Source organism: Rhodoferax sp., from assembly GCF_013297935.1.
Taxonomy (GTDB): domain Bacteria; phylum Pseudomonadota; class Gammaproteobacteria; order Burkholderiales; family Burkholderiaceae_C; genus Allorhodoferax.
In genome coordinates this window covers 57,917-72,549 of sequence record NZ_JAAFIX010000004.1, presented here as the reverse complement: position 1 = coordinate 72,549, position 14,633 = coordinate 57,917, and the positions used below count along the sequence as shown (strand labels likewise).

Below are 14,633 nucleotides of genomic sequence, written 5' to 3'. Positions count from 1 at the left end.
CCTAGTAAACCGTTTGTGAGAAAGACTTCGCCAGCGTCGCCTGCCGCAGCGCCTGCGCGCGCTTGAGGTTGGTGTCGACCTCGGCCTCGACTTCGCGGACGATTGACAGGTGGCGGTCGACTTCGGCGAGGATTCGGACTTGCTCGCTCACGGGTGGGACAGGCACGGCAAATCGCTTTACATCGCCCACATTGATGTGTGCCACCGTGCTACCGAGTGCTTGAGCCCGATACTGAGTTTTGACAACCTCGGAGTGCAAAACATGCACCAACAGCCCATTCGAATACTCAGGTGAAGTACGCAAGAGCATTACGCGTTGACCGAGGCACGGCGTCATTCGCTCTGGAATAAGTACTGCCGTACCGATGGTGCCTTCGCGAGCAAACACGATGTCGCCAGTCTTTGGCGCCAGCCGCGATATTCGGTCTTTGTAAGTTGCGTCATCAACAAAGCGCGCGCGCTCAGGCGCCAGTCCTTCAGTTGTCATCCACGTTGTGTCGACACAGGGATACCCTTGAGCCTGAAACTTTGCAGTGCTGTGGGGACAGTCCACGATTGCGTCACAAACCATTTCAACTGCAGCCCAAGTCCACCCCTCAGGGAGATCTTGCAAACCGGCGGCCAAAGGAGCAGGTTCCTTGTACTTGCCCTTGCCCGCCCACTTCGCCCGCCGCTCCTCAAGAATCCGCTGCAAAAGCTGCTCGCCGGTTTCGAAGGTGCGGCCTTCGCGGTGGGCTTGGGTGGCTTCGGTTTCTACGAGGCGGCCTTCGACGGCGGCTTTGAGGACGGAGGCTTTGTAGCGTTTGAGGTTGGCTTTGACGCGCTGGAGGTTGGCGACGGCTTCGTCGAGGCGGGAGAACTGTTTTTCGAGTTCGGCGACGATTTCGCGTTGCTCATCTAGCGGCGGCGTGAACAGATCAAGGGTGAGCAGCTTCTTGGTAGAAACGTTCGATATGTTTGTCGTCGTTGATGCGGTTTCGCGGATGCGCGATTGCGTCTTGCCCCAAGCGAGCTGGTGATAGAGGAACTTGGGCTCAACACGTTCGTTCGGACGGATGAGCGAGATGAATGCGCCAAGGGTTGCCTTGTGCGGCATACCCATAACAGGAGCAACCTTGCCGACAAGCTCATAGCTGTTTGCAGTGGAGATGAGAATGTCGCCGGGGCGAACAATCTGCTCTTCGCGCTTGACGTGCTTTTCTGGAACGAACCAGAGGTCTTCCCATTCGACTGAACGCTGTACGTTGGTGGTCCGCAAGCAGGCAACGTGACCCGGAAGCGGTTCGGCTCGCTTGTCCTCTTTTGGGAAGGCAATGCCGCGAACGATGCTTGCGATTTCTCCGAGTTGCGCTGTCGTCACGCCGCCAACTCCCGATTCAATTCCTCAATCACCTTGGGCAGTGCCGCGCCAAATAGCTGGTGCACTTTGCCCAGGCCGCCTTCGGTGTTGAAGGGGGCGTATTCGAAGTCGTCTATTTCTATGCCGAGGTTGGCGGCGATGTGGTCGCGGATCATTTCTAGCCAGTGTTGTTGTTCGGTGGTGAAGGGGGTGGCGTGGGCCTGCTGGTGCTGGGCCAGCCAGGCTTTGAAGTTGGCTTGCACGCGCTCGGGGTAGGGCACCAGCTCGTTGGTCTGCTGCATGGCAAAGCGCACCAGGCTGACCAAGTCGGTGAGCAGGCGGCGCTGGCTCGCGCCCTTCACCTTGTCTTTGCGCAGCGCGGCGTAGGCTTGCCACAGGGCGCCTTCGTCAATGTTCAGCGGCGGGGCGTGCAGGGCGTCGGCCAAGGCTTTTACGTCTTCAAACTTGAGCGGCGCTCGGGTGGGCCTGCTGTACAAGATTTGCAGGGCGGTGATTTCGTCTTTGTGCTGCGTGATGAAATCTTCAAAGGTCTGCACCAGCGCTGCGGCACGGTCGCTGCCTTCGGCAAAACCGGCGCTGAGCAGGGTGTCTTGCGTCACGGTGTCGATGACCATGTCCGCCTTTTGCTTCATTTTTAATAGCTGCTCGCGCAATGCTGGTGCGGAGAAGGGCTTGGTTGCTTCTCTCAATTGCCCTTCGACAAGCTCAGGGCGAACGGCTATTTCGTCTGGCGGATTGAGGGCTTCGACAATGCCGCGTGCCAGGTCGCGCAGGGTTTTGCCGCCGCTTAATTCCATCACCTTGGCTTGGTCGGCGTCGCTGGCGTCACGGTCCAGCCGGGCCAGGCGGGCGGCGATGCTGCTCAGCACGTCGTCTTCCACATTGCCCAGGCTGACGGCTTGCAGCAGTTTGTCCAGGGGCACGCTTTTTTTGGCGTCCATGGGGCGGCTGTCGGTTTTGTCGCGCTCGCACACGCCCACGGCGTCGACGATGACGAAGTGGTCTTTCTTCACCCCTTCGCCGGGGTTGACGGCGGCCAGGTCGGTGGGGTTGCAGATGCGCACACCCCGGCCTTTCATCTGCTCAAAGAAGCTGCGGCTTTTGACCGAGCGCATGAAGACGACGATTTCCACCGGCTTGATGTCGGTGCCGGTGGCGATCATGTCCACCGTCACCGCCACGCGCGGGTAGTAGGCGGTGCGGAAGTCTTTGATGAGCTGCTCGGGGCTGGTGCCGGTGGTTCTGTACGTGATCTTCTGCGCGAACTCATTGCCACGGCCAAACTCTTCGCGCAAGATTTCGACAATCTTTTCGGCGTGGTTGTCGTCTTTGGCAAAGACCAGGGTTTTGGGCAGCTCCTGGCGCTGGGGGAAGAGGTCTGCCTTCCAGTTGTCGCGCAGGGTGCGCACCACGGTGCGGATTTGGTCGGGCGTTTGCACGGCGCGGTCCAGCTCGGCGGGGTCGTATTCAAAGTCTTCGTCCAGCTGCCAGGCGGTCTTGCGGCGGGTGGCTTTGTCTTGCGTTTCCAGCCAGTAGCCCTTGTCCACCTTGGCGCCCTGCTCGGTTACCTCGGTCTTGATGCGGTAGACGTCGTAGTTCACATTCACACCATCGGCCACGGCCTGGGCGTGGCCGTATTCCATGACCAGGTTTTGGTTGAAGAAGCCAAAGGTTTGTTTGTTGGGCGTGGCGGTCAGGCCGATCAAATACGCGTCAAAGTACTCCAGCACTTGGCGCCACAGGTTGTAGATGCTGCGGTGGGCCTCATCCGTCACCACAATGTCAAAGCTCTCGATGGGGATGGCCGGGTTGTAGCCAATGGGCTCGGGGTCTTTGAACAGGCCCTCTATCCGCTCCGTGCTTTCTTCGTCCGCCTCGTCCGGCAGATCGCGCCCCTTGAGCATGCTGAACATGCGCTGGATGGTGCAGATGACCACGCGGGCGCTGGTGTCGAGCTGGTTGCCCTGCAGGTGCTGGACGATGTATTCCTCGCCAAACTTGTAGGCGTTGTAGGGGCTGGCGTAGGCGTCGAACTCTTTCTTGGTCTGGCGGGCCAAGTTGCCACGGTCTACCAAAAACAGCACGCGGCGGGCACCGCCGAACTTGATGAGGCGGTAAATGAAGCCGATGCTGGTGAAGGTTTTGCCGCTGCCGGTGGCCATTTGGATCAGGGCCTTGGGTTTGTTGGCGGCCAGGGACTTTTCCAGATTGGTGATGGCGCTGATTTGCGCGGGCCAGAGCTGGTAATGCGCGCCGCCGCTGCCCCATTCGGTGATGAGCTGGGGCATGTGTTGCATGCGGGCGAGGAATGTGCCGCTGGCTTCGTGTGCCGTGTTGGGCGCGGCAGCGGCAGGAATGTAGGCCAACCACTGCACCAGCAGCTCGGGGCGGAAGAAGGCGAACACGCCTCTGGCGCGCGGCTCGGGGTCCAGGCCATTGGTGAAGTGGGTTTCTACGCCCGTGCTCTCCCACAAAAAGGGCAGCGGCCTGCGCTATGCGGGCAAGGCGGCGGGCAGGCCTTGGGCGTAGCGGCCAGACTGCACTTCTACGCCAGTGAGCGTGGCGCCCTCTTTCTTGGCCTCGATCACGCCGCAGGCTTTACCGTTGACATACAGCAGGTAGTCGGCAAAGCCAAAGCCGGGGTTCAATGGGAATTCGCGGATGGCGACGCCGGTGCTGGCGTGGATGTTGGCGTCTGCCACACCGCAGACGTGCCAGCCCGCGGCCACCAATAGTGCGTCGATGCTGACTCTGGCTTTTTGCTCTGGCGTCATGCCCCGTTTCCTCCCATTGCCTGCATTCTAGGTTACAAACAAAAAGAGCCGCTAGCGCTTATGGAATGTGCGCCGGCAGCTCTTTATTTGATAGCAAACACGCTTTCGCGTGCTGCCTTTAGTTGGGTTTGTGGATGATGCGTGCGCCCAGGGCGAGCAGCTTTTCGTCCAACTTTTCGTAGCCGCGTTGGATCATGTTGGCGTTTTGCACCGTGGACTTGCCAGTGGCGCACAGGGCGGCGCTCAGCAGGGCCATGCCGGCGCGGATGTCGGGGCTGGGCAAGGTGGTGCCGCGCAGGCGGCTCTTGCCGCTGATGACCACGCGGTGCGGGTCGCACACCACGGCGGCGGCGCCCATGCCGATGAGCTTGTCCACAAAGTACAGGCGGGACTCAAACATCTTCTCGAAAAACAGCACATTGCCCTCGACTTGCGTGGCGAGCGTAATCATGCAGCTCATCTGGTCGGTGGCGAACTGGGGCCAGGGGCCGTCGCCGATGACGGGCATAGCGCCGTCAAAGTCGCGGGTGACCTGCATGCGCTGGTTGCCGGACAGGAAGATGTGCTTGTCGTGCAAATCAATCTTCACACCCAGGGTCTCGAACACGCGGTGGCACATGCCATAGGCGTGTTTGTCGGTGCCCTCGACCGTGATTTCGCCACCCGTGGCCGCGGCCAGCGCCAGGTAGGACGCGGCCTCGATGTGGTCATGGCACACGGTGTGGGTGGCGCCGTGCAGCGAGTCCACGCCTTCCACGCTGAGCTGGTTGGTGCCAATGCCGCTGATCTTGGCGCCCATGGCGTTGAGCAGGTGCGCCAGGTCTTGCACATGCGGCTCGCAAGCGGCGTTGCGGATCAGGGTGTGGCCCCGGCTCACGGCGGCGGCCATAAGGATGTGCTCGGTGCCGGTGACCGACGGCTCGTCAAAAAACAGCTCTGAGCCGGTGAGCGGGCCTGGCATGGTGAAGTCGTACACGCCGTTGAGGCTGACCTTGGCGCCCAGCTTCATGAGGCCGTAAAAGTGCGTGTCCAGGCGGCGGCGGCCAATGACATCGCCACCCGGCGGGTACAGGCGCGCCTTGCCAGTGCGGTGCAGTAGGCCTGCCACACACAAAATGGAGGTGCGCACTTTGTTGCACAGGGCCTGGCCGATTTCGCTGGTGCGCACGCTGGCCACATGGATGCTGACGCGCTCGCCGCTGCGCTCGACCTTGCCGCCGATCTCGACGATCACGTCCAGCATGTGGCGCACGTCGATGATGTCGGGCACGTTGTCGAGGATGACCTCCTGGTCCGTCAGGATGCAGGCCGCGATCATGGGCAGGATGGCGTTTTTATTGCCGGAAGCGCGAATGGTGCCTCGCAGGGGCACGCCGCCTTCAATTTCAAATGTCGACATGGTGAGATTCAGTGTTGGGAGGCCTGGGTTTTCCGGCCGAGGGGGAGATTGTTACCGCTCCGGGCCTGTTTTTTGTAACCGGGGTACCGAAAGAGTTACAGCTTGGCCGGCAAGAGTACGTCGACCTGCAGCCCAGGCTGGGCATTGCGCACCGCGAAGCTGCCGCCATGCGCCTGCGCCACCAGGCGGCACAGATAAAGGCCCAGCCCCACGCCGCCGCCTTCGCGGGTGCGGGCCGCATCGGGGCGGAAGAAGGGCTGGCCCAGGTGGGGGAGCTGGTTTTCCTCGACACCGGAGCCGAAGTCGCGCACGGTGATAGAAAGTTGGCCCGAGACTAGTGCCAGGGTAATTTGGGGAGGTCGTCCGGCGCTGGCGCTGTGACGCAACGCGTTGTCGAGCAGGTTGCGCACCAGCAGGCGCATGCGGGTCGGGTCCAGTTGCAATCGGGGCAGGTCGGGTGGGAGCTGCAGGTCGATACGCGGGCCGGCCTCCGCGTCAGCCCTGGCGTGGGAGGCTTGGAGTTCACAGACTACGTCTTCCACCAGCGCGCACACGTCCACCGCCTCGCGGTGCAGCGCAGCGTGCGGGCTGGCGAGGCGCTCACTCTCCAGCAGGTCGGTCACCAGGTCGCGCATGACAGCCAGGTCGCGCAGCAGGGCCTCACGGCTGGGGGCAACGTCAGCGGTTTCGGGCAGCAGCTCGGTGTTCAGCCGGGCGCGGGTGAGCGGGCTGCGCAGCTCGTGGCTGATGGCCAATAGCAGTGCGCGCTTGGCGTCAAGCATTTGGTGAATGTCTGCACCCATGGTGTTGATGGTGGCGGCCAGTTCGCCCAATTCGTCAGGGCGGTGTGCGTGCCGCACGGGAATAGCCTGGGCAAAGTCGCCTGCGCCAAAACGGCGGGCGCCGTCGCGAATGTCGTCCAGCGGGCGCAGCATGCGGCGCACCCGCCAGTAGCCCAGCGCTGTCAACAACAAGATGACGATCACCATGTTGCCCACGGTGTAGTCTTTGCGCTGTGCCCAGGCTTGCACACTCAGGCTGAACTGGATGCGGTGGCCGTCTGCAGTGTTGCGCTCAAAGAACTTGGCGCCCTCAGAGTCCCAGCGCGGGTCGTTGGCGTGGTCGGCATGCCACTGTTCTGCATAGTCGGGCTCGTTGGGGTGGCTGCGCCAGTTGACCACCGGCCCGCTGATGCGAACGGAGAGGGGCAAGCGCTCCACAATGGCCTGCGCATGGGCAATGTCGGGGGGGCTGCCGATGTCTGCGGCAAGCCGGTCCAGATAGTCCACCACGATGGGCTTAGCGCCTACGTTCCAGCCGATAGTGATGGCTTTTTGCATGCCATAGAACAAGGTGCCAGCCACCGCTAGAGCCAGCAAGAAAAACAGGCCCAGCAAGCGCAGGCGCAGCGAATAGCCGAATGCGCGGCGCTGCCTTGTGCACTGTTCTTTGAAACGGCGCCAGTTCATACAAGCCCCGGGGCAGCGGCCTCCAGTGCCAGGGTGTAGCCCGCGTTGCGCAATGTCTTGATGCAGTCCAGCGGCTCCAGTTTTTTGCGCAAACGGCTGACCACAATGTCCACCGCACGGGTGTAGAGCTCTGCTTCATGGCCGCGCAGTTGGTTCAATATGTCGTCACGGCTGAAGACCTTGCCCGGTGCGCGGGCCAGCAGCAGGAGCAGATCGAACTCGGTGCTGGTCAGGTCCAGCAGTTGGCCCTGGCGCTGTGCGGTGCGCGTGGTGGCGTTGACCAGCAGGCCATTGAAAGTCAGCAGGTTCGGGTCGGCGGGTAGTGCGGCCTTGCCGCCAGGTGCGCGACGGCGCAACACGGTTTGCACCCGGGCCACCAGTTCGCGGGGTTCAAAGGGTTTGGGCACGTAATCGTCAGCACCCAGCTCCAGGCCGACTACGCGGTCCATCACCTCGCCGCGGGCGGTGAGCATGATGATGGGCAGGTCGTTGTCTTTGCGGATGGTGCGGCACAGCGCAAAGCCGTCCATCTCAGGCAGCATCACATCCAGAATGGCGGCGTCAATGCCGCCCTGCTTCAGACGCGCCAGACCCGCGCTGGGCGACAGGGCCGACTCCAGCGCCATGTCAAAGCGCGCAAAGTAGGCTGCCAACGGGGGGCCGAGTTGGGTGTCGTCGTCGATGAGCAGGATGCGGTGCATGGCACTAGTGGGTTGCGCCTGCATTGTCCCACCGGCTGCGGTGCCGCAGGATCAGCATCCGCAGGCGGTTGCGCTCTTCTTCAGCCAAGCGGTCAAACAGGTCGGCGGCCTGTTGCACATCGTGCAGCACACGGGGCACGTAGCCCGGCCGCCTGTCTAGCAATGCGCGGGCGTGCTCGCGGTCGAACAGGGGCCCCCACACCAGGGCCATCAGCTCGGCGTGGGGTTCGTCATAGCCGTCGAGCACCACGGCCCCGTAGGCCCGTAGCGGCGCTGCAATGGCGTTGATGGCTGCGGTGGCCATGGTGCTCAGCCGCGGTGGAACCAGCGGCCCCGGCCTTCCATGTAGTCACGCACTTTTTGCTGCTGCGTGGCGTTCAGGCTGTTGTAGAAGTCGGCCAGCGCGGCAATCACTTCAGGGCTCTTGGTATTGAGCGCGGCCGTCTTTTCATTGATCATGGCCTGGGCCTTGGCGGCATCAAACTTGTCGCTGGCCACCAGCGCGGACAATTCGGCACGCGGGTCTTTGGTGGTGCCGATGAGGGCAGTGCGCTGCTCAAAAAGGCGGTCGCCCAAGACGGTCAGGCGCTTTTTCTGGTCTTCATTGAGGTCCAGTTTGCTGGCGGCTTTGTCTACCATCTTGTCGCGCTTGGCGGCGTATTGCTCGGCGCTCATGTTGGCACCGTAGCTCTCGTCGCGGTGTCCGCAGGCCGAGAGACCACCCACCAACAGGGTGGCGGCGAATGCACCGATCAGGGTGCGCTTGAGGTGGCGGCGAAAAAAGAGTTTCATAAGAGGCTTTCTGTCTCACAAGGAGTGGTTGAACATGCCGCTATGGTGCCGCCGCACCCTTGATACAGGGTGTCAGCGCAGTTTCGGTTTGTTTCGGTTTATTTCAAAGGCGCTTGATCGGCTTCTTGCGCCACACCATCCGGTAGTAAGTGGTTTGCATGGCAAGCATGGCTACAAATGCGACCGGATAAGCAGCCCATACGCCATCCAAGCCGTAGCGCTGGCTCAGCAGCCAAGCCACCGGCACCTGCACCCCGATGATTGCCAGCACACTCAGGGCCGTGGGCACTACCACCGTGCCACTGGCACGCATCAGCCCCGACAGCACGGTGGACATGCCCATAATCACAATGCTCCACAGCATGATGTGCAGCAGCGACTGGGCGGTGTCCACCACTGTGGAGTCCGCTATAAACAGCCCCAGAATGGGCCGCGACAGTGCGTAGCCCGCAACCACGAGCGCACCCGTGAACACCAGGTTCAACACAATGCCGGTCTTGGCAATCTGCCCCAGCATGTGGGTACGCCCCGCGCCAATCGCCTGCGCGCCGAGGATAGAGGCAGAGATGGAAATGGACAGCGCCGGGAACTGCACGTACGAGATGATCTGGTTCACCGCACCGTAGGCTGCAGTGGCGTGCGAGCCGAAGCCGTTCACCAGAAACAGCACCGACAACTCCGACAACGCCATGGTCAGCACCGTGACCGCCGTGGGCAGCCCGATGCGCACCACCTTGGCCAAAACTGGCTTGTTGATGCCCAGGTGCTTGCGAAACGCCGCATCAGGCGCCATGGGGTGGCGGGTGTGGCGCATGTAGCGCGCGGTCCACGCCAGGGCCACAAACAGCCCAATGGCTGATGCTGTTGCTGAACCAGCCACACCCAGCTGCGGCAGGCCCAGCCAGCCTTTGATGAGTGCAGGTGCCAACACCAGCCCCACAGCGGTAGAGATGATGAGAGTTTTGAGCGGTGTTTTGGTATCGCCCACACCACGCTGCATGGACGTGATGAGCAAGAACACAAACAGCACCGGCGAAGTGACCAAGGTTACGCGTGCATTGGTCACAGCATCGGCAAGGATATCCTGCGGGGTGCCGAGAGCGCGCAAAACGTCTTCGGTCCAGATGCCACCACACACCGCAACCACCAGTCCTGCGATTGCGCCTACGGTAAGCGTGGTGGCGGCGATCTCACGCACCCGCTCCGGCTCTTTAGCCCCCCAGGCTTGGCCGATGAGCACGGAGGCGCCCATGCCCAAACCGATCATGAAAGAGATCAGCATGAAGATCAGCGGAAACGACGCCGTACCGGCCGCCAGCGCCTGCACGCCCAACATTTGCCCCAGGTAAATGTTGTTCACCGTGCCGGACACCGCCTGCAGGATGTTGCTGATCACCATGGGCACGAGGAACGCTAAGTAGGCCTTCCACAGCGGTGGCGTTTGTGCGCCGGGCGCCGGGGTTGTTGTGTGAGGATGTGCCAAGGCTAGTGCTCCAGTGTGAGAAAGGCATCGCGTGCGATGGCCATGAGATGGGTTTGAACGTCGGCAGACCACAGTGCGATGCAAGCCTGAAAACCCATGGCGTTGCCTGCAAACAGTGCGCGGCTGGCTTCTTCAAAGCTGGCCTCGTGGGACGCCATGGTGGACATGAACTTGTAGGTCACGGCTGCGCTGCGGCGCACGCGGTCTGCGGTTTCACTTGATTTGCGCGCCGCCTCCACCAGCTTGCGCAGCGCCACCGAGGCACCGCCAGGCTGCGAGGCAAGCCACTCCCAGTGGCGCGGCAGCAGGGTCACTTCGCGCGCTTGCACACCCAGCTTGGGCCGCCCGCGACCACGCGGTTCATTGGCAACAGGTTCGTCTTCGGGTTCTGCCGACGGCGGCTGATTTGCGGCATCCATAGCCGGGGCCAACACGCTCAGGCGGTGCACCACATCACTCAGTGACCCCCGCCAATCCAGATCGATCACCTCGCTGGTGGCCGCGTCGAAAATGAGAATGGGCGGCGGGCTCACGCTGCTGGCCCACTGGTCCACCACGGGCTTGGTGGCCAGCGCCACCTCGCGCAGCGTGCCACTGGCAATGCGGCGGCTGCCTTCAAATGCCGTAGACGGCGTATCTAACCATGCCATATATTTATCCGGATTTAATTTATACATTAATTATACCCGGGTAAATTAAAGGCATGGTTGCGTGGGCAGACTTGCCGGAGCCACTTATGCTTGTGACGGCGAACAACAGGTGGTGCCCGGTATACGACTCCGGTGCGGCCTGCACATCGGCAAGCGTGCCCAGGGCCACCTAATCTTCCGGCGTATCACACGCCCTTCGCCTTCGGATGGAGGCAGAGTAACAATCGGTTTCGGCGACTACATCCAGAGTCGATAGGCCCAGAAGCCTTCGTCATGCTGAATGCCCTGGCTTAATGCCTGCGGCGAAAGACCGGTCACGCGGCGGGTGGCACGGATCATGTGCGACTGATCTGAATAGCCGGTGTCCGCCGCAATCTGCGCCCAATCCACTTTGCGATCGGTTCGTGCGGCCATGGCGGACGCAGCCAGAAAGGCATCTTCTGCGCGCTCCATCACCAGCAACTCCCGCATTGGCAGGCCGGACCAGCGTTTGACGCGACGCTCCCACTGACGCAGGCTACGCCCCGGCCCGGACAATGCTGCACGCTGCGCCAGGTAAGCAACCCAATCCGCATAGCGTCGCATCATCCCACTCTGATGGGATCGGCACTGTTGCCACCGCGGGGCTAAAAAGTCTTCCAAGCGCTGCAAGGCCTGCCTATCGTCGGGCGCTTGCTGCACGGTCTCGAGCATGGGCAGCCAATCGGTTGGCAGGATTTCGTTTGCGTCAAGCAGTTGATCGGTCAGATTCTCCAGCCGCAACCCCGTCAACGCCTCCAAAGCATCCGGCATGATCAGCACCATCAGGAAGTGGGTGGGCCCCGGGCACCAGGTCGAAACCGGACCGGTTTGCGGCCCACTGAATACCCATCGCCCGGGCATCGGTTTCTTGGACGCTAACGCAGAGTCCCACCCCACGCTGCCAGGCGGCGCCACGCTGAAGCCAGCGCCGCTGAACCACCATGTCAGGCTGCACAGCGGAGCTGCCGGGAAGTGATTGAATCGCTGCGCATCAGCGAGATCAGCGCCCAGTGTGCTGCGCACCAGCGTTGCACGAATGCAAGCGCCAAGCGAAACCCGGGGTTGCCACAACGTTCCGCTGGGCCACAGCGCGTGATCAAACGCAAGGGTGCTGACACTGGGATTGGCCATTGCGCCAGTTTAAATGCTGCCCACAAACCTGCGAGGTCCAGGTGTCGAAAACGTTCAATACAACATTTCCCCCGCCGCGCAGAATTCCCAGCAGCAACCAATAGCCTTGACTTACGAAAGCCTCTATGAACCGTCCCCTGCTGGCCGCGACCCTACTCGCGGGTTTTACCGCCGCGCTCCACACCTTTGGCGGAACGCTCGAAATCGAAGCGCCGCTGCTGCAATCCAACATCAGCCCCAGAATCAGTTTGATGCTACTGGCGTGCTGGCATATGGTGACGGTCGTACTCGCCATTTCAGCCATTGCTTTGGCGCTGGCGTATCGCAAGCCCACTCCGGCATCCATGGCCACCGTCACCCTCGTGTCGTACCTGTGGTTGAGCTTCGGCGCGGTGTTCATTGGTATTGACCTTTTCTATGCCGGGCCAGCGATGCTTTTGCAGCTGCCGCAATGGGTCTTGCTGCTGCCGGTGGGCGTTTTGGGGCTGTGGAGCGTTCGGTACCCGGCGCTACCCCGCTGAAAGCTCAACCCTATGCCGGAGACCACGCACTACATCCTCCTCACCGTAGGCACTACGGGCGATGTTCACCCCTTTATGTCCATGGCACGCGCAGTGCGGGCATTGGGCCAACACGTCACCGTCATTTCCAACAGCATCCACGCCCCACTGGTTCAGGACGCGAACTTGCCCTTCGTGGGGATCGGGAGTGAGGCAGAGTACCAGCGGGTACTGGCCAACCCCGACCTATGGAATCCCAAAAAGGGCTTTGAAGCGTTGATGAAGGACTATGGCGACCAACTGCAGCAAGTCCGTGGTGCCATTCAATCCGTGGCGCACGGGCGTCGCACCGTGGTCATTGCCCATCCGTTTGCGGTACCAGGGGCCGTGATCGCACGAGAGCAAGGTTGGGTTCAGTCCGTGGTCGCCACCTACCTGGCACCCGGCAACTTGAAGAGTTGCCACGACCCACTCACTATAGGCGCCACCGCCATACCGCACTGGGTCCCCATGGCATGGCGTCGGGCTCTGTGGCACTTCGTGGAGAAGGGCTGGATTGACCCATTCACCGTTGCGCAAATCAATACCGTGCGGGCTGCTTTGGGCCTGGCGCAAGTGCCGTCATTTCTGAACCACATCGCCCAGGCCCCCGACCTCTCGATTACCTTGTTTCCTGCCTGGTATGCCCCCACCCCGCCCGATTGGCCAAAGCCCTTGATTTCTGGCGATTTCCCCTTGTTTGAGGGTAGCCACGAAGCGGCGCTTTCTACTGCGCTTGGCGACTTTCTCGACGGCGGCGAGCGGCCTGTCGTGTTCACACCCGGCACGGGCAACCTGCACGCAGCCCACTTCTTTACCTGTGCGTTGGCAGCGGTTCAACAATTGGGCCGCCGCGCTATTTTTCTGACGCGGGATCGTGGCCAGGTGCCGGCCGAACTGCCCGCCTCGGTGCTATGGCAGTCCTATGCGCCCTTGGCAACACTGCTCCCGCGCTGTGCTGCGCTGGTTCACCACGGTGGCATTGGCACCACCGCAGAGGCCTTGCGGGCAGGAACGTCCCAACTGGTCGTTCCTTTTGCGTGGGACCAGTTCGATAACGCCAACCGCGTCAAAGCCCTCGGCGTTGGTACGGTGATTCACGCGCAACACCTCAGTACCCGCAAGCTGGCGCGTCACCTGCGCACGCTTGGCAATGCCCCATCCATTCAAACCCAGTGCGCGGTTGCTGCAGCGCGCTTCAACCAAAGTCACGATCCCAAGACCCTATGCAAGGCCATCGAAAGCGCATTGCACAATTGCTGATTCAAATGCCGGTGCACAAGGGCTGACATTGGCTTCTATGCTAAAAATTTGAGAAGAATATATAAATGCTGGTACTTCATCTTTTGTCGATCGGGTTGTGGCTCGGATGTGTTTTGACCGAAGCCTTGTTTGAACGTGCCTTGCTGGGCCAAGGGCGGGCGTCGGAACTGCTGCTGGCCGACCTGCACAAGCGGGTGGACATTTGGGTCGAAATTCCAGCCTTTATGGCCGTGGTGGTGACAGGCGGCCTGATTCTGGCGCAGGTCCCACCGAGTTTCTGGCTCGCCCTCAAAGTGGGCTTGGGTCTACTGGCGGTATTGGCCAACAGCCTATGCGTAGGCGTGGTGTTTGCGCGGGCCAAAGCGGCACATGCGGGCCAGTGGGAACGATTTGAGCAACTCGATAGCGTGCAACACAAGCTCGGCGCGATCGTACTCGTGGGCATGCTGGGAGCACTGCTGGTTGGCTTGTCGCTGGCCACTGTTGTGAAGGCAGGTGTGTCATGAGAAAGACCATTGCCTCGGTATCCGTCTGCGAAGTGCCACGGCCCAGTGAGATCGCCACGCGTCTGGCTGGGGCAACGTTTTACGACAGCTATGTTCTAACCCTGCGGGCGGAGGACTCGCAGGCCGCCGCCGCTGCGTTGGCGCTGCGTATTTTTTCGAGAGTACCGGCCTGGGTTGACGCGCTGATGCGCGTGCGCAACCGCATTGTGGGCTTGGTGGGCTTGAAGAACCAGGGTAGCTTCACGCAAGCGTTCGACGCAAGAAAAGCCGCAAGCGACTACATGGTCGGCGACCGACTCGGTTTTTTTACCGTGATGCACGTGTCCGACGACGAATTCATCATGGGCGATGATGACAAGCACTTGAAGGTACAGGTGTCTGTCTGCAAAATAAGCCAAAACGGTGTGCCGCAATTGGTGCTCACGACCGTGGTGCACGAAAAGAACTGGCTCGGATGGCTGTACATGCTGTTTGTTGGCCCCGCGCACAAGGTCATCGCCCCAGCCACCTTGCGTTATGGGTATTGACGGCCGGGGCGGCTGCGC

Annotated in this window: 15 protein-coding genes; 4 read left to right on the top strand and 11 right to left on the bottom strand. The window is 61.5% G+C overall.

Going from position 1 to position 14,633, the window contains the following annotated elements; all coding sequences use genetic code 11:
* Position 1: 1 nt before the first annotated feature.
* From QZW03_RS07580 to QZW03_RS07530, 11 genes are all read right to left on the bottom strand, one after another.
* Positions 2–1,360: a restriction endonuclease subunit S gene (locus tag QZW03_RS07580; RefSeq protein WP_296509375.1), complete on the bottom strand. Its 1,359-nt coding sequence runs from the start codon at positions 1,358–1,360 to the stop codon at positions 2–4.
* The gene (locus QZW03_RS07575; RefSeq protein ID WP_296509374.1) at positions 1,357–3,834 is read right to left on the bottom strand and encodes a type I restriction-modification enzyme R subunit C-terminal domain-containing protein; all 2,478 of its coding nucleotides are present in this window, start codon (positions 3,832–3,834) and stop codon (positions 1,357–1,359) included. Before QZW03_RS07575 ends, QZW03_RS07580 begins: the two co-directional genes overlap by 4 nt.
* An 18-nt stretch (positions 3,835–3,852) precedes the next feature.
* Positions 3,853–4,134, bottom strand: a complete 282-nt coding sequence (locus QZW03_RS07570) for a hypothetical protein (protein WP_296509373.1) — start codon at positions 4,132–4,134, stop codon at positions 3,853–3,855.
* 118 nt (positions 4,135–4,252) lie between these two features.
* Positions 4,253–5,533: a UDP-N-acetylglucosamine 1-carboxyvinyltransferase gene (gene murA / locus QZW03_RS07565; RefSeq protein ID WP_296509372.1), complete on the bottom strand. Its 1,281-nt coding sequence runs from the start codon at positions 5,531–5,533 to the stop codon at positions 4,253–4,255.
* 95 nt (positions 5,534–5,628) lie between these two features.
* The gene (locus QZW03_RS07560; RefSeq protein WP_296509371.1) at positions 5,629–7,002 is read right to left on the bottom strand and encodes a HAMP domain-containing sensor histidine kinase; all 1,374 of its coding nucleotides are present in this window, start codon (positions 7,000–7,002) and stop codon (positions 5,629–5,631) included.
* Positions 6,999–7,703, bottom strand: coding sequence for a response regulator transcription factor (locus tag QZW03_RS07555; protein WP_296509370.1), 705 nt, complete (start codon positions 7,701–7,703; stop codon positions 6,999–7,001). The genes QZW03_RS07560 and QZW03_RS07555 overlap by 4 nt, the downstream gene beginning before the upstream one ends.
* Positions 7,704–7,707: 4 nt before the next feature.
* Positions 7,708–8,007: a hypothetical protein gene (locus tag QZW03_RS07550; RefSeq protein ID WP_296509369.1), complete on the bottom strand. Its 300-nt coding sequence runs from the start codon at positions 8,005–8,007 to the stop codon at positions 7,708–7,710.
* 5 nt (positions 8,008–8,012) lie between these two features.
* Positions 8,013–8,495 carry a Spy/CpxP family protein refolding chaperone gene (locus QZW03_RS07545; RefSeq protein ID WP_296509368.1) on the bottom strand — a complete coding sequence of 161 codons (483 nt, stop codon included), beginning with the start codon at positions 8,493–8,495 and terminating at the stop codon, positions 8,013–8,015.
* Between the two features lie 103 nt (positions 8,496–8,598).
* Positions 8,599–9,894 carry an MATE family efflux transporter gene (locus QZW03_RS07540; protein ID WP_296509575.1) on the bottom strand — a complete coding sequence of 432 codons (1,296 nt, stop codon included), beginning with the start codon at positions 9,892–9,894 and terminating at the stop codon, positions 8,599–8,601.
* Between the two features lie 86 nt (positions 9,895–9,980).
* Positions 9,981–10,628 (bottom strand): DUF2239 family protein, encoded by a 648-nt coding sequence (locus tag QZW03_RS07535; RefSeq protein ID WP_296509367.1) that lies wholly within the window; start codon positions 10,626–10,628, stop codon positions 9,981–9,983.
* Between the two features lie 237 nt (positions 10,629–10,865).
* Entirely contained in the window at positions 10,866–11,780 is a 915-nt protein-coding gene (locus QZW03_RS07530) for a helix-turn-helix domain-containing protein (RefSeq protein ID WP_296509366.1), read from the bottom strand.
* Positions 11,781–11,905: 125 nt separating this feature from the next.
* Between QZW03_RS07530 and QZW03_RS07525 the strand changes: the two genes are divergently transcribed.
* From QZW03_RS07525 to QZW03_RS07510, 4 genes are all read left to right on the top strand, one after another.
* Complete coding sequence (locus QZW03_RS07525; protein ID WP_296509365.1) at positions 11,906–12,301, top strand: hypothetical protein; 396 nt, start codon at positions 11,906–11,908, stop codon at positions 12,299–12,301.
* Positions 12,302–12,313: 12 nt separating this feature from the next.
* On the top strand, positions 12,314–13,582 hold the full coding sequence (locus tag QZW03_RS07520; protein WP_296509364.1) for a glycosyltransferase: 1,269 nt from the start codon (positions 12,314–12,316) through the stop codon (positions 13,580–13,582).
* A gap of 65 nt (positions 13,583–13,647) precedes the next feature.
* Complete coding sequence (locus tag QZW03_RS07515; protein ID WP_296509363.1) at positions 13,648–14,088, top strand: hypothetical protein; 441 nt, start codon at positions 13,648–13,650, stop codon at positions 14,086–14,088.
* Positions 14,085–14,615: a DUF2867 domain-containing protein gene (locus tag QZW03_RS07510; protein ID WP_296509362.1), complete on the top strand. Its 531-nt coding sequence runs from the start codon at positions 14,085–14,087 to the stop codon at positions 14,613–14,615. Before QZW03_RS07515 ends, QZW03_RS07510 begins: the two co-directional genes overlap by 4 nt.
* The last annotated feature ends 18 nt before the right edge of the window (positions 14,616–14,633 follow it).

What these genes read in the sequence shown, in the direction of transcription:
- QZW03_RS07570 (WP_296509373.1), bottom strand. Translation starts at nt 4,134, where the DNA reads ATGACGCCAGAGCAAAAAGCCAGAGTCAGCATCGACGCACTATTGGTG.
- murA (WP_296509372.1), bottom strand. Translation starts at nt 5,533, where the DNA reads ATGTCGACATTTGAAATTGAAGGCGGCGTGCCCCTGCGAGGCACCATT.
- QZW03_RS07560 (WP_296509371.1), bottom strand. Translation starts at nt 7,002, where the DNA reads ATGAACTGGCGCCGTTTCAAAGAACAGTGCACAAGGCAGCGCCGCGCA.
- QZW03_RS07555 (WP_296509370.1), bottom strand. Translation starts at nt 7,703, where the DNA reads ATGCACCGCATCCTGCTCATCGACGACGACACCCAACTCGGCCCCCCG.
- QZW03_RS07550 (WP_296509369.1), bottom strand. Translation starts at nt 8,007, where the DNA reads ATGGCCACCGCAGCCATCAACGCCATTGCAGCGCCGCTACGGGCCTAC.
- QZW03_RS07545 (WP_296509368.1), bottom strand. Translation starts at nt 8,495, where the DNA reads ATGAAACTCTTTTTTCGCCGCCACCTCAAGCGCACCCTGATCGGTGCA.
- QZW03_RS07540 (WP_296509575.1), bottom strand. Translation starts at nt 9,894, where the DNA reads ATGGTGATCAGCAACATCCTGCAGGCGGTGTCCGGCACGGTGAACAAC.
- QZW03_RS07535 (WP_296509367.1), bottom strand. Translation starts at nt 10,628, where the DNA reads ATGGCATGGTTAGATACGCCGTCTACGGCATTTGAAGGCAGCCGCCGC.
- QZW03_RS07530 (WP_296509366.1), bottom strand. Translation starts at nt 11,780, where the DNA reads ATGGCCAATCCCAGTGTCAGCACCCTTGCGTTTGATCACGCGCTGTGG.
- QZW03_RS07525 (WP_296509365.1), top strand. Translation starts at nt 11,906, where the DNA reads ATGAACCGTCCCCTGCTGGCCGCGACCCTACTCGCGGGTTTTACCGCC.
- QZW03_RS07520 (WP_296509364.1), top strand. Translation starts at nt 12,314, where the DNA reads ATGCCGGAGACCACGCACTACATCCTCCTCACCGTAGGCACTACGGGC.
- QZW03_RS07515 (WP_296509363.1), top strand. Translation starts at nt 13,648, where the DNA reads ATGCTGGTACTTCATCTTTTGTCGATCGGGTTGTGGCTCGGATGTGTT.
- QZW03_RS07510 (WP_296509362.1), top strand. Translation starts at nt 14,085, where the DNA reads ATGAGAAAGACCATTGCCTCGGTATCCGTCTGCGAAGTGCCACGGCCC.